The organism is Vibrio crassostreae, assembly GCF_024347415.1.
Classification (GTDB): domain Bacteria; phylum Pseudomonadota; class Gammaproteobacteria; order Enterobacterales; family Vibrionaceae; genus Vibrio; species Vibrio crassostreae.
Map to the genome: position 1 here is coordinate 3,285,806 of NZ_AP025476.1, position 18,166 is coordinate 3,303,971.

General features: G+C 46.7%; 9 protein-coding genes, 8 tRNA genes and 5 rRNA genes. 3 read left to right on the plus strand and 19 right to left on the minus strand.

The annotated features are described in order from the left end of the window. Nucleotides 1-4: 4 nt before the first annotated feature. The 8 genes from rplK to OC193_RS14830 form a co-directional block, all read right to left on the minus strand. Complete coding sequence (rplK, locus tag OC193_RS14795; protein ID WP_010435555.1) at nt 5-433, minus strand: 50S ribosomal protein L11; 429 nt, start codon at nt 431-433, stop codon at nt 5-7. A gap of 213 nt (nt 434-646) precedes the next feature. Continuing rightward, complete coding sequence (gene nusG / locus OC193_RS14800) at nt 647-1,195, minus strand: transcription termination/antitermination protein NusG (RefSeq protein WP_010435556.1); 549 nt, start codon at nt 1,193-1,195, stop codon at nt 647-649. 13 nt (nt 1,196-1,208) lie between these two features. Continuing rightward, complete coding sequence (gene secE, locus OC193_RS14805) at nt 1,209-1,586, minus strand: preprotein translocase subunit SecE (RefSeq protein WP_010435558.1); 378 nt, start codon at nt 1,584-1,586, stop codon at nt 1,209-1,211. A gap of 223 nt (nt 1,587-1,809) precedes the next feature. After that, nucleotides 1,810-2,994, minus strand: coding sequence for an elongation factor Tu (gene tuf, locus OC193_RS14810; protein ID WP_010435158.1), 1,185 nt, complete (start codon nt 2,992-2,994; stop codon nt 1,810-1,812). Between the two features lie 94 nt (nt 2,995-3,088). Continuing rightward, nucleotides 3,089-3,164: transfer RNA gene (locus tag OC193_RS14815), tRNA-Thr, on the minus strand. Between the two features lie 13 nt (nt 3,165-3,177). Then, nucleotides 3,178-3,252 (minus strand) — tRNA-Gly (locus OC193_RS14820). Nucleotides 3,253-3,291: 39 nt separating this feature from the next. After that, nucleotides 3,292-3,376: transfer RNA gene (locus tag OC193_RS14825), tRNA-Tyr, on the minus strand. Between the two features lie 44 nt (nt 3,377-3,420). After that, nucleotides 3,421-3,496, minus strand: a tRNA-Thr gene (locus OC193_RS14830). A gap of 210 nt (nt 3,497-3,706) precedes the next feature. Here OC193_RS14830 and coaA point away from each other — a divergent pair. After that, nucleotides 3,707-4,630, plus strand: a complete 924-nt coding sequence (coaA, locus tag OC193_RS14835; protein WP_048661896.1) for a type I pantothenate kinase — start codon at nt 3,707-3,709, stop codon at nt 4,628-4,630. Nucleotides 4,631-4,637: 7 nt separating this feature from the next. Here coaA and birA read toward each other — a convergent pair whose 3' ends face one another. After that, nucleotides 4,638-5,603, minus strand: a complete 966-nt coding sequence (gene birA, locus OC193_RS14840) for a bifunctional biotin--[acetyl-CoA-carboxylase] ligase/biotin operon repressor BirA (RefSeq protein WP_048657855.1) — start codon at nt 5,601-5,603, stop codon at nt 4,638-4,640. Beyond that, nucleotides 5,600-6,646 carry a UDP-N-acetylmuramate dehydrogenase gene (gene murB / locus OC193_RS14845; RefSeq protein WP_048657854.1) on the minus strand — a complete coding sequence of 349 codons (1,047 nt, stop codon included), beginning with the start codon at nt 6,644-6,646 and terminating at the stop codon, nt 5,600-5,602. The genes birA and murB overlap by 4 nt, the downstream gene beginning before the upstream one ends. A 66-nt stretch (nt 6,647-6,712) precedes the next feature. On the opposite strand from murB, the gene OC193_RS14850 reads away from it, so the two are divergent. Further along, on the plus strand, nt 6,713-7,144 hold the full coding sequence (locus tag OC193_RS14850; RefSeq protein ID WP_048661898.1) for a GNAT family N-acetyltransferase: 432 nt from the start codon (nt 6,713-6,715) through the stop codon (nt 7,142-7,144). Between the two features lie 91 nt (nt 7,145-7,235). Further along, nucleotides 7,236-8,576, plus strand: coding sequence for a CDP-diacylglycerol--serine O-phosphatidyltransferase (gene pssA / locus OC193_RS14855; RefSeq protein ID WP_048661899.1), 1,341 nt, complete (start codon nt 7,236-7,238; stop codon nt 8,574-8,576). Between the two features lie 385 nt (nt 8,577-8,961). On the opposite strand, the gene OC193_RS14860 is transcribed toward pssA, so the two are convergent. From OC193_RS14860 to OC193_RS14900, 9 genes are all read right to left on the minus strand, one after another. Beyond that, nucleotides 8,962-9,038: transfer RNA gene (locus OC193_RS14860), tRNA-Asp, on the minus strand. Between the two features lie 67 nt (nt 9,039-9,105). Further along, nucleotides 9,106-9,221, minus strand: a 5S ribosomal RNA gene (gene rrf, locus OC193_RS14865). Between the two features lie 130 nt (nt 9,222-9,351). Beyond that, a 23S ribosomal RNA gene (locus tag OC193_RS14870) occupies nt 9,352-12,244 on the minus strand. Nucleotides 12,245-12,606: 362 nt separating this feature from the next. After that, nucleotides 12,607-12,682, minus strand: a tRNA-Val gene (locus tag OC193_RS14875). Between the two features lie 33 nt (nt 12,683-12,715). After that, nucleotides 12,716-12,791, minus strand: a tRNA-Lys gene (locus OC193_RS14880). Between the two features lie 2 nt (nt 12,792-12,793). Then, a tRNA-Glu gene (locus OC193_RS14885) sits at nt 12,794-12,869 on the minus strand. A 123-nt stretch (nt 12,870-12,992) separates the two neighbouring features. Beyond that, nucleotides 12,993-14,547: ribosomal RNA gene (locus OC193_RS14890) — 16S ribosomal RNA — on the minus strand. Nucleotides 14,548-14,925: 378 nt separating this feature from the next. Then, nucleotides 14,926-15,041: ribosomal RNA gene (rrf, locus tag OC193_RS14895) — 5S ribosomal RNA — on the minus strand. 130 nt (nt 15,042-15,171) lie between these two features. Beyond that, nucleotides 15,172-18,065 (minus strand): 23S ribosomal RNA (locus OC193_RS14900). The 16S, 23S and 5S rRNA genes sit together here with 4 tRNA genes alongside, the layout of an rRNA operon. Nucleotides 18,066-18,166 lie beyond the last annotated feature (101 nt).

Consider the following 18,166-nt stretch of genomic DNA (forward strand, 5'->3'; position numbering starts at 1 on the left):
GATCTTATCCCTCTACCACTAGGCCCATTGAACGAGCAGTACCAGCAATAGAACGCTTCATTGCTTCGATGTCAGCACCAGTCATATCAGCAGCTTTAGTTTCTGCGATTTCCTGTACTTGAGCGTCAGTTACAGTACCAACTTTCTCAGTGTTTGGACGACCTGAACCAGACTTAACGCCAGCAGCTTTCTTAAGAAGAACAGCAGCAGGTGGAGTCTTAGTTACGAACGTGAAAGAACGGTCGTTGTAAACAGTAATAACTACTGGAGTAGGTAGACCTTTCTCAACAGACTCTGTTTTTGCGTTGAACGCTTTACAGAATTCCATGATGTTCACGCCGTGTTGACCTAGAGCAGGACCAACCGGTGGACTTGGGTTTGCCATACCAGCTGCAACTTGCAGTTTGATATAAGCTTCAACTTTCTTAGCCATGATATTTCCTAATATTTTGGGTACATGCGCTAGCCGTAAGGCGAGCTCCCCATAAATTCAATTAACTCTTTTTTACTTCCGAAGAAGCAAAAAGGCGCGAAATTATAATCATAATTCGCGCCTTTAACAACCCTAAAAAGGTGATTTTTTATACTCTTTTATTTTGAACAACTTATGAAGTATTTATCCACAGCTTGCTCAAAGGTCAGAGTTTTAGTCCAGTTTTTCAACCTGACCAAATTCAAGCTCAACTGGTGTTGCACGACCAAAGATCGATACAGATACCTTAATGCGGCTTTTCTCGTAATCTACTTCTTCAACAGTACCGTTGAAGTCAGCAAATGGACCATCGTTCACACGAACCACTTCACCCGCTTCGAACATTGTCTTAGGACGTGGAGACTCGCTCGCTTTCTCTAGACGGTTCAAGATAGCATCAGCTTCTTTATCAGTGATTGGTGCAGGACGATCAGAGGTACCACCAATGAAGCCCATAACACGCGGAATGCTGCGTACTAAGTGCCATGATTCATCATTCATGATCATTTGAACTAATACGTAGCCAGGGAAGAATTTACGTTCACTTTTACGACGTTGGCCAGCACGCATTTCCACTACTTCTTCAGTAGGTACTAGCACATCGCCAAATAGTTCTTCCATGTTGTGCATTTTAATATGCTCGCGTAGCGACTGTGCAACACGACCTTCAAAGCCAGAAAAGGCTTGAACTACATACCAACGTTTTTTTGGAGCTTCACTCATGAATCAGAACCCTCTACACCCCAGTTGCTAGAGAAACTAGACGGACCATAATGCCGTCAATTCCCCAAAGCACTAGAGACATAACAATACATACAGCTAAAACGATCAATGTAGTTTGCATAGTTTCTTGGCGAGTAGGCCAAACAACTTTACGAATCTCCATACGAGATTCTTTTGCAAAATCGATCGCAGCTTTACCTTTAGTTGTTGTTGCTGCAACGCCTAGTGCGGCAGCAATCAGCACAACTACACCTGCAGCGCGAATTACAACAGACAATTCACCATACAGGTAATTACCCACAACAGCAGCAGCCAACAGAACAAAAGCGACAATCCACTTCATTGTATCTGCTGCACCTGAGCTATCAGGAGTTTCAGCGTTTGCTTTCATAAAACCAACCTGTGATAAGTCTTAAATATAGACGACAATAACCCCGCTGTTGCAGGGCACATTCCTTTGCGTTGCAAAACAACACATCTAACAGTCATTTTAGTCAAAAAGACCGTTTAATTCTTTGCTAAGAGCAAAAATCGATGTCAAAACATCCAACTCTTTTTTTAGCGCAGAAAAAGGGCATCAAATGATGCCCTTTTTACTAGTGGTTCGTCAAATCTTATGCAAAGATTTTAGCTACAACACCAGCACCAACTGTACGGCCACCTTCGCGGATTGCGAAACGTAGACCTTCGTCCATTGCGATTGGAGCGATTAGCTCAACAGTCATTTGAACGTTGTCACCTGGCATTACCATTTCTACGCCTTCTGGTAGAGTGATGTCGCCTGTTACGTCAGTTGTACGGAAGTAGAACTGTGGACGGTAACCTTTGAAGAAAGGAGTGTGACGGCCGCCTTCGTCTTTAGAAAGTACGTATACTTCAGACTCAAACTTAGTGTGTGGGTTGATAGAACCTTTCGCAGAAAGTACTTGACCACGTTCAACGTCATCACGCTTAGTACCACGTAGAAGTGCACCAACGTTCTCACCTGCACGACCTTCGTCAAGCAGTTTACGGAACATTTCAACACCAGTACAAGTAGTAAGAGTAGTCTCTTTGATACCAACGATTTCTACTTCGTCACCTACTCGTAGGATACCGCGCTCGATACGACCAGTTACAACAGTACCACGACCTTGGATTGAGAATACATCTTCAATTGGTAGTAGGAACGGTTGGTCAACTGCACGCTCTGGCTCAGGAATGTAAGAATCTAGTGCTTCTGCAAGCTCAACGATCTTGTCTTCCCACTGCTTCTCGCCGTTTAGTGCGCCAAGTGCAGAACCTTGGATAACTGGTAGGTCATCACCTGGGAAGTCGTATTCAGAAAGAAGTTCACGAACTTCCATCTCAACTAGCTCAAGTAGCTCTTCGTCATCAACCATGTCACATTTGTTCATGAATACGATGATGTAAGGGATACCAACTTGACGACCAAGTAGGATGTGCTCACGAGTTTGAGGCATAGGGCCGTCAGTCGCAGCAACAACTAGGATACCGCCGTCCATTTGTGCAGCACCAGTGATCATGTTTTTAACATAATCCGCGTGTCCTGGACAGTCTACGTGTGCGTAGTGACGTGCTGGAGTATCGTACTCAACGTGAGAAGTTGCGATTGTGATACCGCGCTCGCGCTCTTCTGGAGCGTTATCGATAGATGCGAAATCTTTAGCAACACCGCCGTACACTTTTGCAAGTGTAGTACAGATAGCAGCAGTTAGAGTTGTTTTACCGTGGTCAACGTGGCCGATAGTACCAACGTTTACGTGCGGTTTCGTACGTTCAAATTTTTCTTTAGACATGGGGTGTCCCTCTAGGTACGGATTAGGTGGCTTAAAATAAGACCACGCAACCAAAAAAATGGTTTTCTTTATTAAAGGAGAAGAAGCTTTAGACTGGTGCTAATACCCAGAGTCGAACTGGGGACCTCACCCTTACCAAGGGTGCGCTCTACCGACTGAGCTATATCAGCACACAAAATGAGTTGGAGCGTGCAGCGGGAATCGAACCCGCATCATCAGCTTGGAAGGCTGAGGTAATAGCCATTATACGATGCACGCAACACGTAACTCTGTTTGAGCTATTTAACCTTTAGAATATGGTGGAGAGGGACGGATTCGAACCATCGAAGGCAGTGCCAACAGATTTACAGTCTGCTCCCTTTGGCCACTCGGGAACCTCTCCAAATTTTGAGCTTTCTCTCGCTTGCCTTAGAGTAAGGGAGAAAGTGGTGCCGACTACCGGAATCGAACTGGTGACCTACTGATTACAAGTCAGTTGCTCTACCTACTGAGCTAAGTCGGCACAAGTGGGGCGCATTTTATTGAATGATTTTCCACCTTGCAATAGTAAATTGAAAAAAAGTGCAAAATTCTCTTACCAAACTCCTACATACGCCAATTTAGCTCAAGGTTTCCATCTTTAACACGCATCTAGCACAGGAAGATATTTTATTTATCTATCGCTTGATGTATTTTCCATGCACTTGTTTTGTTATCCACTATAGAGTTTTGTATGAGCCCATTTATGTCATTTGACCGCGAACGCTGGTCTGAGCTAAGGAATTTAGTTCCGATGACACTTTCTGAAAGCGACTTAAAAGAGCTTCAAGGCATCAATGAAAAACTCACAATGGAAGAGGCTGTGGAGATCTATCTACCACTTTCTCGGCTGTTGAATCTCTATGTAGCAGCCAGACAAAACAGAAACTCGGTACTTCACGAGTTCCTAGATAAGAAAGAGAAAGCGCCACCTTTTATCATAGGTATTGCAGGTAGTGTTGCGGTTGGTAAAAGTACAACTGCGCGACTGCTTAAAGCCCTACTCTCTCGTTGGGAAAACCACCCAAAAGTTGAGCTAGTCACAACGGACGGTTTCTTATACCCAAATGAAGTGTTGGAAGAGAAAGGGTTGATGAGTAAAAAAGGCTTCCCTGAGTCTTACGACATCAAGCGTCTTGTGAACTTTGTCTCAGATGTTAAAGCGTGCAAAAGAAATGTCACCGCACCGGTATACTCGCACCTAACTTACAACATTACTGATGATGTTAAGTGTGTCGACCTACCCGATGTACTTATTATTGAAGGGCTTAATGTCTTACAGAGTGGCATGAACTACCCACACGAACCGCATCGTGTGTTTATTTCAGACTTCCTTGATTTCTCACTCTATGTTGATGCTAACAGCCAGCAAATCAAAGAATGGTACATCAATCGTTTTATGAAGTTTCGCGATGGCGCGTTTACTAAACCTGGCTCGTACTTTAGTCATTACACTAAGTTATCGAATCAAGCGGCACTGGATAAAGCGGAAGGTATCTGGAGTTCAATCAATGGCTTGAACCTTGAACAAAATATCCTTCCGACAAGAGAAAGAGCGCACCTGATTTTGCGAAAAGGCGCCGATCACATGGTTGAAGAAGTGTTACTCAGAAAATAGTAACGCCTTAATCGCCTTTTCTTAGCGATATTTCACCACCAATATAACTCTCGAGGCCATTCTCTGTTTTGAGTAACACGGCACCTTGTTCATCGATGCCCTGAACAACACCTTCAATTTCTCTAGGTCCAATAATCAACCTAACATTGCGACCTAAGAAATTATCTAAGCGATTCCAACGCTCTACAAAATTGGACATTCCTTTCAGTTCATAATCCACAAGAGACTTGTCCCAAGCATTGATCAGAGCCTGCGCTAATTGGTTACGATCAGGCACCTTTCCGTCACACACTTCTTTAAGAGAAGTCCACGGTTGACCAATACCTGATGTCGTTGGATCCATAGATAGATTCAGCCCTAAACCAATAACAATATGAGCTGCGCCACCCGATTGCCCAGAGAGCTCGACCAAGATACCCGCGAGCTTCTTGTCATTGTGGTATAGGTCATTCGGCCACTTAAGCTTGATGCCTTCAACGCCCATCTCTTCCAAAGCCTCTACAACGGCTACTCCAACCACAAGGCTTAAGCCCATCGCAGCAGCCATCCCTGCGTCGAGTCTCCAATACATTGAAAGGTAGAGATTTGCACCAAATGGCGATACCCACTCTCGTCCGCGACGTCCACGCCCCGCAGCTTGATATTCAGCAATACAGACAGAACCCGATTCGAGGGTGTTAGTACGCTCTAATAGGTGTTGGTTTGTAGAACCGATGATTGGAATCAGCTCAAGAGAAGCATCGCGACTAACTGCAGACAATTTTTCTTGGTCAAGCATATCTAAACGGCTAGCTAGCTTGTAACCCTTGCCTTGTACTCGGTAGATATCTAAACCCCACTCTTGAATACCTTTAATGTGCTTACTGATAGCCGCTCGTGATACACCAATCATTTCACCTAGGTCTTCACCTGAATGAAACTCACCGTCAGCAAGACATCTCAATAGTGCAAGCTTGGTACTGTGTTCTCTCATACCAATGACTCCAAAGCCTTATCTAGGTTTGTCTCTCGGTCTCGTCCCATAAAACGTACTTCATGTTCCAATCGAATATCGAATTTATTCAAAACGGCCTGACGTACTCGCTCTGCAAGCTTAAGGATATCCACAGCAGAAGCCTCATCAGAATTGATGATAACCAATGCTTGGTTAGGGTGAACCTGAGCGCCACCTTCTGTCACGCCCTTGAACTGGCATTGATCAATCAGCCAGCCAGCAGCGACTTTGATCATGTCATTACTCTCATAGCCGACAATGTTTGGATATAGAGCTAACAGGCGATCAAAATGATCTTTGGTGATCACAGGGTTTTTGAAGAAGCTGCCCGCATTCCCTTGTATTCTAGGGTCTGGCAGCTTACTCGAACGGATAGCACACACTTCATCAAATACAGTACGAGGAGTGAGACTATCGGCTGCTAGGCTTTTTAACGGGCCATAGTGATTGCATGGCTCCCACTCTTTCGGCAACGTTAAACCAATCGCAACAACAATCGCTTTACCGTAGAGAGCATGTTTGAAAATAGAATCTCGGTAACCAAAGAGACACTCTTCCTTGCTTAATCGCTTAACTGTATAAGTATCCAGACATAGGATATCAACGTACTCGCATATGTCTTGCAGTTCAACGCCGTACGCACCAATATTTTGAATCGGAGCAGAGCCTGAACAACCGGGTATCATTGCTAGATTTTCTAGGCCACCCAGCCCTTTATCGACACTCCACTTAACCAAACTAGGCCAATCCTCACCACCATTAACATGTAGATGGTGATGGCTATCTGTCTCGGTTAACGTAATCCCGGCTAACTGGTTCACAATAATCAAACCTGCAAAGTGCTCAGTAAAAAGCATATTACTGCCCTTACCCAATATTAACTTTGGCAAAGTTGACCACTTAGGGTCTTGATAAACCGTAATCAGTTCTTCGATAGTCGAGACTTCAACCAACGCATCACAAGTCTGATCGATGGAAAAAGTATGAACGTTTTTTAAACTAGCATTGAGATGGAATTGCATGACGATATTCAATTAACTTACACTGCAACCATTCTACAGCAGATAAACCAGTGGCGCAGTGACTGAATGAACAATGTCATCATTACCCAATTAGACCCAGTAAAGGTTCCCCTAGTAAAACGTTTCTACAAGGAACATTATCCAACAGGGAAAGCCAATAAGAGTGAGCTTATCTATTCGTTACTGATGGATAACGAGCTTTGTGGTGTCGTGCGTTTTCGGACGATAGCAAATGCTCGCTTGCTTACTGGAATGGCTATATCAAAACAACATCGTGGTAAGCAATTAGGCTCTCAGCTTATGGATTATTGCGCTCAGCATACATTGACAGAAAACGACTACTGCTTTGCCTACGCTCACCTCACCAGCTTTTACTCACGACATCAGTTCGTACAGATCGCTCCAGAACAGCTACCCAATGGCTTAAGAGTTTTATATGAGCGCTATTCGAATAGCGGAAAAGATCTCATTCCTATGCATTTTCAGCAAAATTGTTAGAGAATGCCTCGATTATCTAGTATTTGATGCTATCCCTTTGGTAAAATTAAAGGTTCGCAATTTTGCATATTTTTAAGGTAAAACAGTCAATATGATTGCCAGTAGGAATCCATTCATACAGTTGCCAACCATAGCGCAGAATCCTGACAAGTTTGAAGTACTACTATCAGCGCAAGAGTTTCGAACTCGTCTACTTGATGAGATATCTCGCGCAACGACTCGTATTAGTTTAGTCGCTTTGTATCTTGAAGATGATGAGGCTGGCCGTGAGATCCTAACTGCCTTATATGAAGCAAAGCAAAAGAATCCAGAATTAGACGTGAGTGTTTGTGTCGACTGGCACCGAGCGCAGCGTGGATTGATTGGCGCAGAGTCTTCTGAAGGCAATGCGGCCATGTATAAAGAGTTCGCAGAAAAATATCAGCACGCTGTGCCTGTCTATGGCATTCCAGTTCGCGGTAAAGAAGTCTTTGGCGTATTGCACTTAAAAGGCTTTATCGTCGATGACAGCGTGATATACAGCGGTGCAAGCCTTAACAATATCTACCTAAATTACCATAACCGCTATCGCTTTGATCGTTACCACGTTTTAAACAACGCAACTCTTGCGGACTCGATGTTTACCTACGTACACGAACAGATGGTTGCTGACAGCGCTGTTTATGACTTGGCTGATAAGAACAAGCCTGTGACCAAAGAACTGAAACCAGCGATTCGTCAGTTTCGTGCATCATTGGCAAGATCTCAGTATCAATTCGATGGTCAAGAGGTTTCAGCAAACCAAGTTGCTGTAACACCATTGGTTGGTATCGGTAAGAGGCGTAACCGACTGAATCAGGGAATTAATCAACTCGTCGCTCAAGCTAAAGATGAAATCTTTATCTGCACACCTTACTTCAACTTCCCACCTAGCCTAGCTAAAGAAGTGAAGAAAGCGCTTAAGCGAGGCGTAAAGGTCAGCATTGTTGTTGGCGATAAGACAGCAAATGATTTCTTTATCTCGCCAGAAGAAGAGTTTAAAACGATTGGCGGTTTACCATACCTTTACGAATTGAACTTACGTCGTTTCGCTAAAGCGAATGAAGCTCATATAGCTAGCCGTAATCTATCAATTCGACTTTGGCAACACGATTCCAATAGCTTCCACCTAAAGGGGATTTGGGTCGATAAGCGCTACATGCTACTAACAGGCAATAACCTAAACCCTCGAGCATGGAAGCTAGATCTAGAGAACGGCATCTTTATCCAAGATAACTACCATCACCTAACAGACAAATTCCAAGCTGAAGTGGATAATATCCTTCAACACACTCAGCTTATCTGTACTTATAAGCAGTTAGACAAGATAGAGAGCTACCCGACGGAAGTTCAGAAGTTGATTCGCAAGATCACTCGCGTGAAAGCCGATAGAGTGCTTAAACAAATACTGTAGTCGATGTTAAAAATAACCATCTATCAACGCCTAGCAAACGCTAGGCGTTTTTGTATCTACGAGATAGCTAAATCCCTCTTTAGAAGGTGCAACAGAAAAAGTTGAAAGAGCCACCTTCATTCGTCAGATTTGAGAGCAAACAGCGCCTGTCGGTTTCTATAGAGACACCTCAATAGGTAGCAATGAGGTCTGTAGCAAAAGTCCGAAGTTCATACATCAAAAACGACGAAAGCCTAGTCGTCAGACTAGGCTTTCTAATATGTGCAGGAATAGCGTGAAGTGCAGGGGCTCGGTACCTTAACAACACTCATACAACCTAACAGCAAAACACTTTTCTTCAAATGTAAAAAAGCCCTGCTATTGCTAGCAGGGCTTTTCTAATAAGTGGCGGAGTGGACGGGACTCGAACCCGCGACCCCCGGCGTGACAGGCCGGTATTCTAACCAACTGAACTACCACTCCGCAGTGGTCAACTCACTAAGTGAGCGTCCATATCTCCAGGTTGGTCAACCTAAAGATTTAATTTAAAGCCTGGCGATGTCCTACTCTCACATGGGGAAGCCCCACACTACCATCGGCGCTATTGTGTTTCACTTCTGAGTTCGGCATGGAATCAGGTGGGTCCACAATGCTATGGTCGCCAAGCAAATTTTGCTTTTACTTTCAGTTTTTTAAAAACTGAAGGCAAAATAATCTGGAAAGCTGTTAAATTCTCTTCAAACTCATTCAAGCGTTTGGTATTTCTATTGAGTCCACAAAACCCCTTGGGTGTTGTATGGTTAAGCCTCACGGGCAATTAGTACAGGTTAGCTCAATGCCTCGCAGCACTTACACACCCTGCCTATCAACGTCGTAGTCTACGACAACCCTTTAGGACGCTTATAGCGCCAGGGAAAACTCATCTCAAGGCTCGCTTCCCGCTTAGATGCTTTCAGCGGTTATCGATTCCGAACTTAGCTACCGGGCAATGCCATTGGCATGACAACCCGAACACCAGAGGTTCGTCCACTCCGGTCCTCTCGTACTAGGAGCAGCCCCTTTCAATTTTCCAACGCCCACGGCAGATAGGGACCGAACTGTCTCACGACGTTCTAAACCCAGCTCGCGTACCACTTTAAATGGCGAACAGCCATACCCTTGGGACCGACTTCAGCCCCAGGATGTGATGAGCCGACATCGAGGTGCCAAACACCGCCGTCGATATGAACTCTTGGGCGGTATCAGCCTGTTATCCCCGGAGTACCTTTTATCCGTTGAGCGATGGCCCTTCCATTCAGAACCACCGGATCACTATGACCTGCTTTCGCACCTGCTCGAATTGTCATTCTCGCAGTCAAGCGGGCTTATGCCATTGCACTAACCACACGATGTCCAACCGTGTTTAGCCCACCTTCGTGCTCCTCCGTTACTCTTTGGGAGGAGACCGCCCCAGTCAAACTACCCACCAGGCACTGTCCGTAATCCCGATTCAGGGACCAACGTTAGAACATCAAAACTACAAGGGTGGTATTTCAAGGACGACTCCACCACATCTAGCGACGCGGTTTCAAAGTCTCCCACCTATCCTACACATGTAGGTTCAATGTTCAGTGCCAAGCTGTAGTAAAGGTTCACGGGGTCTTTCCGTCTAGCCGCGGGTACACTGCATCTTCACAGCGATTTCAATTTCACTGAGTCTCGGGTGGAGACAGCGTGGCCATCATTACGCCATTCGTGCAGGTCGGAACTTACCCGACAAGGAATTTCGCTACCTTAGGACCGTTATAGTTACGGCCGCCGTTTACCGGGGCTTCGATCAAGAGCTTCGACCGAAGTCTAACCCCATCAATTAACCTTCCGGCACCGGGCAGGCGTCACACCGTATACGTCATCTTACGATTTTGCACAGTGCTGTGTTTTTAATAAACAGTTGCAGCCACCTGGTATCTGCGACTCTCGTCTGCTCCATCCGCAAGGGACTTCACTGATAAGAGCGTACCTTCTCCCGAAGTTACGGTACCATTTTGCCTAGTTCCTTCACCCGAGTTCTCTCAAGCGCCTTGGTATTCTCTACCCGACCACCTGTGTCGGTTTGGGGTACGATTCCTTACAATCTGAAGCTTAGAGGCTTTTCCTGGAAGCATGGCATCAATGACTTCACTACCGTAGTAGCTCGACATCGTATCTCAGCGTTAAGAAAGTCCGGATTTACCTAAACCTTCCGCCTACATACTTGAACCTGGACAACCGTCGCCAGGCCCACCTAGCCTTCTCCGTCCCCCCATCGCAATTGTAAGAAGTACGGGAATATTAACCCGTTTCCCATCGACTACGCCTTTCGGCCTCGCCTTAGGAGTCGACTTACCCTGCCCCGATTAACGTTGGACAGGAACCCTTGGTCTTCCGGCGAGGGAGTTTTTCACTCCCTTTATCGTTACTCATGTCAGCATTCGCACTTCTGATACCTCCAGCAGCCCTTACAGACCACCTTCAACGGCTTACAGAACGCTCCCCTACCCCACATACCCTAAGGTACGTAGCCGCAGCTTCGGTGTATAGCTTAGCCCCGTTACATCTTCCGCGCAGGCCGACTCGACCAGTGAGCTATTACGCTTTCTTTAAATGATGGCTGCTTCTAAGCCAACATCCTGGCTGTCTGAGCCTTCCCACATCGTTTCCCACTTAGCTATACTTTGGGACCTTAGCTGGCGGTCTGGGTTGTTTCCCTCTCCACGACGGACGTTAGCACCCGCCGTGTGTCTCCCGGATAGTACTTACTGGTATTCGGAGTTTGCAAAGGGTTGGTAAGTCGGGATGACCCCCTAGCCTTAACAGTGCTCTACCCCCAGTAGTATTCGTCCGAGGCGCTACCTAAATAGCTTTCGGGGAGAACCAGCTATCTCCAGGTTTGATTGGCCTTTCACCCCTAGCCACAAGTCATCCGCTAATTTTTCAACATTAGTCGGTTCGGTCCTCCAGTTGATGTTACTCAACCTTCAACCTGCCCATGGCTAGATCACCTGGTTTCGGGTCTAATCCTAGCAACTGTACGCCCAGTTAAGACTCGGTTTCCCTACGGCTCCCCTAAACGGTTAACCTTGCTACTAAAATTAAGTCGCTGACCCATTATACAAAAGGTACGCAGTCACACCACGAAGGTGCTCCTACTGCTTGTACGTACACGGTTTCAGGTTCTATTTCACTCCCCTCACAGGGGTTCTTTTCGCCTTTCCCTCACGGTACTGGTTCACTATCGGTCAGTCAGTAGTATTTAGCCTTGGAGGATGGTCCCCCCATATTCAGACAGGATATCACGTGTCCCGCCCTACTCGTTTTCACTGATGATGAGATGTCGATTACGGGGCTATCACCCTTTATTGCGGCACTTTCCAGAGCCTTCATCTGTCTCATTAAAAGCTTAAGGGCTAATCCAATTTCGCTCGCCGCTACTTTCGGAATCTCGGTTGATTTCTCTTCCTCGGGGTACTTAGATGTTTCAGTTCCCCCGGTTTGCCTCCTGTTGCTATGTATTCACAACAGGATACTTACTTATGTAAGTGGGTTTCCCCATTCAGGAATCCCAGACTCAAAAGGTTATTACTACCTAATCTGGGCTTATCGCAAGTTATTACGCCTTTCATCGCCTCTGACTGCCAAGGCATCCACCGTGTACGCTTAGTCACTTAACCATACAACCCGAAAGGGTCTTAGCGTATGGCAACTAACCAAGGTTTTTGGTTGTCATTAAGAAGGGTTAATTCTCAATGACTGTTTGCCGGACTCAATGTGATTCAAACAAGTTTGAATCGAATACAAGACACTTGAATGTGTTTGTTGTGTTTATCTAAAAGATAAACATTGAGAACTTTTAAATTTGATTGAATTACTCGTAAGTAATCAATCAGTCAGCTTTCCAAATTGTTAAAGAGCATGAGACTTTAAGAACCAGTGTTCTAAAATTCACATTTTCTAAAGACTCTCACAGTCGAAAAATCCAACCAGCGACATAAGAAGTGGTTTGGAGTTTTAACTTCCAAGAATATTTAGAGAATGGTGGGCGATACCGGGCTCGAACCAGTGACCCCCTGCTTGTAAGGCAGGTGCTCTCCCAACTGAGCTAATCGCCCACTAAAAGTTTTAATTCCTTCGTGGAGAAAGAATGGTGGGTCGTGCAGGATTCGAACCTGCGACCAATTGATTAAAAGTCAACTGCTCTACCAACTGAGCTAACGACCCAATGGTATCCCGTAGGGGAGTCGAACCCCTGTTACCGCCGTGAAAGGGCGGTGTCCTAGGCCTCTAGACGAACGGGACACTGCTAATTTATTTCCACTTTAAAAAGTAGAAACAAACTTTGAAGAACTTGGGAGTTCTTCATCTCTTTGCTTTTCTAAACCTAATCAATCTGTGTGGACACTTATCGTGAATATCTTCGTATAAGGAGGTGATCCAGCCCCAGGTTCCCCTAGGGCTACCTTGTTACGACTTCACCCCAGTCATGAACCACAAAGTGGTGAGCGTCCTCCCCGAAAGGTTAAACTACCCACTTCTTTTGCAGCCCACTCCCATGGTGTGACGGGCGGTGTGTACAAGGCCCGGGAACGTATTCACCGTAGCATTCTGATCTACGATTACTAGCGATTCCGACTTCATGGAGTCGAGTTGCAGACTCCAATCCGGACTACGACGCACTTTTTGGGATTCGCTCACTATCGCTAGCTTGCTGCCCTCTGTATGCGCCATTGTAGCACGTGTGTAGCCCTACTCGTAAGGGCCATGATGACTTGACGTCGTCCCCACCTTCCTCCGGTTTATCACCGGCAGTCTCCCTGGAGTTCCCGACATTACTCGCTGGCAAACAAGGATAAGGGTTGCGCTCGTTGCGGGACTTAACCCAACATTTCACAACACGAGCTGACGACAGCCATGCAGCACCTGTCTCAGAGCTCCCGAAGGCACACCTGCGTCTCCGCTGGCTTCTCTGGATGTCAAGAGTAGGTAAGGTTCTTCGCGTTGCATCGAATTAAACCACATGCTCCACCGCTTGTGCGGGCCCCCGTCAATTCATTTGAGTTTTAATCTTGCGACCGTACTCCCCAGGCGGTCTACTTAACGCGTTAGCTCCGAAAGCCACGGCTCAAGGCCACAACCTCCAAGTAGACATCGTTTACGGCGTGGACTACCAGGGTATCTAATCCTGTTTGCTCCCCACGCTTTCGCATCTGAGTGTCAGTATCTGTCCAGGGGGCCGCCTTCGCCACTGGTATTCCTTCAGATCTCTACGCATTTCACCGCTACACCTGAAATTCTACCCCCCTCTACAGTACTCTAGTTCACCAGTTTCAAATGCAGTTCCGAGGTTGAGCCCCGGGCTTTCACATCTGACTTAATGAACCACCTGCATGCGCTTTACGCCCAGTAATTCCGATTAACGCTCGCACCCTCCGTATTACCGCGGCTGCTGGCACGGAGTTAGCCGGTGCTTCTTCTGTTGCTAACGTCAAGAGATAGCGCTATTAACGCTACCCCCTTCCTCACAACTGAAAGTACTTTACAACCCGAAGGCCTTCTTCATACACGCGGCATGGCTGCATCAGGCTTTCGCCCATTGTGCAATATTCCCCACTGCTGCCTCCCGTAGGAGTCTGGACCGTGTCTCAGTTCCAGTGTGGCTGATCATCCTCTCAGACCAGCTAGGGATCGTCGCCTTGGTGAGCCATTACCTCACCAACTAGCTAATCCCACCTAGGCATATCTTGACGCGAGAGGCCCGAAGGTCCCCCTCTTTGGCCCGTAGGCATTATGCGGTATTAGCCATCGTTTCCAATGGTTATCCCCCACACCAAGGCAATTTCCTAGGCATTACTCACCCGTCCGCCGCTCGACGCCCATTAACGCACCCGAAGGATTGTTAGTGTCGTTTCCGCTCGACTTGCATGTGTTAGGCCTGCCGCCAGCGTTCAATCTGAGCCATGATCAAACTCTTCAATTTAAGATTTTGTGACTCAACGAATACTGACTTCAAAACTACTATGTAATTTTAAAGCTATTATCTTTCCAACAGAAAGATAATGAATTGACTGTGCCGAATAACTACAAGTAGTTAAACGTATTGGTCACTCAGTTCATTGAAATCAATTTTGATTCCGAAGAATCTGTTTTATCTAACGATAAAACGTTTTGATATTCATCAACGAGTGCCCACACAGATTGATAGGTTTAAATTGTTAAAGAGCTTTGCTTTCAGTGCCTTAGCACTTAAGCAGGACGCGTATAATACGCTTTCCACTTTGAAAGTCAACATAAAATACTAAGAAAACTTAGAACTCTATGGTGACTTGTCTACTTTGTAGACAAAGTCGAAATTAAAGCCTGGCGATGTCCTACTCTCACATGGGGAAGCCCCACACTACCATCGGCGCTATTGTGTTTCACTTCTGAGTTCGGCATGGAATCAGGTGGGTCCACAATGCTATGGTCGCCAAGCAAATTTTGCTTTTACTTTCAGTTTTTTAAAAACTGAAGGCAAAATAATCTGGAAAGCTGTTAAATTCTCTTCAAACTCATTCAAGCGTTTGGTATTTCTATTGAGTCCACAAAACCCCTTGGGTGTTGTATGGTTAAGCCTCACGGGCAATTAGTACAGGTTAGCTCAATGCCTCGCAGCACTTACACACCCTGCCTATCAACGTCGTAGTCTACGACAACCCTTTAGGACGCTTATAGCGCCAGGGAAAACTCATCTCAAGGCTCGCTTCCCGCTTAGATGCTTTCAGCGGTTATCGATTCCGAACTTAGCTACCGGGCAATGCCATTGGCATGACAACCCGAACACCAGAGGTTCGTCCACTCCGGTCCTCTCGTACTAGGAGCAGCCCCTTTCAATTTTCCAACGCCCACGGCAGATAGGGACCGAACTGTCTCACGACGTTCTAAACCCAGCTCGCGTACCACTTTAAATGGCGAACAGCCATACCCTTGGGACCGACTTCAGCCCCAGGATGTGATGAGCCGACATCGAGGTGCCAAACACCGCCGTCGATATGAACTCTTGGGCGGTATCAGCCTGTTATCCCCGGAGTACCTTTTATCCGTTGAGCGATGGCCCTTCCATTCAGAACCACCGGATCACTATGACCTGCTTTCGCACCTGCTCGAATTGTCATTCTCGCAGTCAAGCGGGCTTATGCCATTGCACTAACCACACGATGTCCAACCGTGTTTAGCCCACCTTCGTGCTCCTCCGTTACTCTTTGGGAGGAGACCGCCCCAGTCAAACTACCCACCAGGCACTGTCCGTAATCCCGATTCAGGGACCAACGTTAGAACATCAAAACTACAAGGGTGGTATTTCAAGGACGACTCCACCACATCTAGCGACGCGGTTTCAAAGTCTCCCACCTATCCTACACATGTAGGTTCAATGTTCAGTGCCAAGCTGTAGTAAAGGTTCACGGGGTCTTTCCGTCTAGCCGCGGGTACACTGCATCTTCACAGCGATTTCAATTTCACTGAGTCTCGGGTGGAGACAGCGTGGCCATCATTACGCCATTCGTGCAGGTCGGAACTTACCCGACAAGGAATTTCGCTACCTTAGGACCGTTATAGTTACGGCCGCCGTTTACCGGGGCTTCGATCAAGAGCTTCGACCGAAGTCTAACCCCATCAATTAACCTTCCGGCACCGGGCAGGCGTCACACCGTATACGTCATCTTACGATTTTGCACAGTGCTGTGTTTTTAATAAACAGTTGCAGCCACCTGGTATCTGCGACTCTCGTCTGCTCCATCCGCAAGGGACTTCACTGATAAGAGCGTACCTTCTCCCGAAGTTACGGTACCATTTTGCCTAGTTCCTTCACCCGAGTTCTCTCAAGCGCCTTGGTATTCTCTACCCGACCACCTGTGTCGGTTTGGGGTACGATTCCTTACAATCTGAAGCTTAGAGGCTTTTCCTGGAAGCATGGCATCAATGACTTCACTACCGTAGTAGCTCGACATCGTATCTCAGCGTTAGTAGCGGTCCGGATTTACCTAAACCACCCGCCTACGTACTTGAACCTGGACAACCGTCGCCAGGCCCACCTAGCCTTCTCCGTCCCCCCATCGCAATTGTAAGAAGTACAGGAATATTAACCTGTTTCCCATCGACTACGCCTTTCGGCCTCGCCTTAGGAGTCGACTTACCCTGCCCCGATTAACGTTGGACAGGAACCCTTGGTCTTCCGGCGAGGGAGTTTTTCACTCCCTTTATCGTTACTCATGTCAGCATTCGCACTTCTGATACCTCCAGCAGCCCTTACAGACCACCTTCAACGGCTTACAGAACGCTCCCCTACCCCACATACCCTAAGGTACGTAGCCGCAGCTTCGGTGTATAGCTTAGCCCCGTTACATCTTCCGCGCAGGCCGACTCGACCAGTGAGCTATTACGCTTTCTTTAAATGATGGCTGCTTCTAAGCCAACATCCTGGCTGTCTGAGCCTTCCCACATCGTTTCCCACTTAGCTATACTTTGGGACCTTAGCTGGCGGTCTGGGTTGTTTCCCTCTCCACGACGGACGTTAGCACCCGCCGTGTGTCTCCCGGATAGTACTTACTGGTATTCGGAGTTTGCAAAGGGTTGGTAAGTCGGGATGACCCCCTAGCCTTAACAGTGCTCTACCCCCAGTAGTATTCGTCCGAGGCGCTACCTAAATAGCTTTCGGGGAGAACCAGCTATCTCCAGGTTTGATTGGCCTTTCACCCCTAGCCACAAGTCATCCGCTAATTTTTCAACATTAGTCGGTTCGGTCCTCCAGTTGATGTTACTCAACCTTCAACCTGCCCATGGCTAGATCACCTGGTTTCGGGTCTAATCCTAGCAACTGTACGCCCAGTTAAGACTCGGTTTCCCTACGGCTCCCCTAAACGGTTAACCTTGCTACTAAAATTAAGTCGCTGACCCATTATACAAAAGGTACGCAGTCACACCACGAAGGTGCTCCTACTGCTTGTACGTACACGGTTTCAGGTTCTATTTCACTCCCCTCACAGGGGTTCTTTTCGCCTTTCCCTCACGGTACTGGTTCACTATCGGTCAGTCAGTAGTATTTAGCCTTGGAGGATGGTCCCCCCATATTCAGACAGGATATCACGTGTCCCGCCCTACTCGTTTTCACTGATTATGAGATGTCGATTACGGGGCTATCACCCTTTGTTGCGGCACTTTCCAGAGCCTTCATCTGTCTCATTAAAAGCTTAAGGGCTAATCCAATTTCGCTCGCCGCTACTTTCGGAATCTCGGTTGATTTCTCTTCCTCGGGGTACTTAGATGTTTCAGTTCCCCCGGTTTGCCTCCTGTTGCTATGTATTCACAACAGGATACTTACTTATGTAAGTGGGTTTCCCCATTCAGGAATCCCAGACTCAAAAGGTTATTACTACCTAATCTGGGCTTATCGCAAGTTATTACGCCTTTCATCGCCTCTGACTGCCAAGGCATCCACCGTGTACGCTTAGTCACTTAACCATACAACCCGAAAGGGTCTTAGTGTATGGCAACTAACCAAGGTTTTTGGTTGTCATTAAGAAGGGTTAATTCTCAATGACTGTTTGCCGGACTCAATTGTG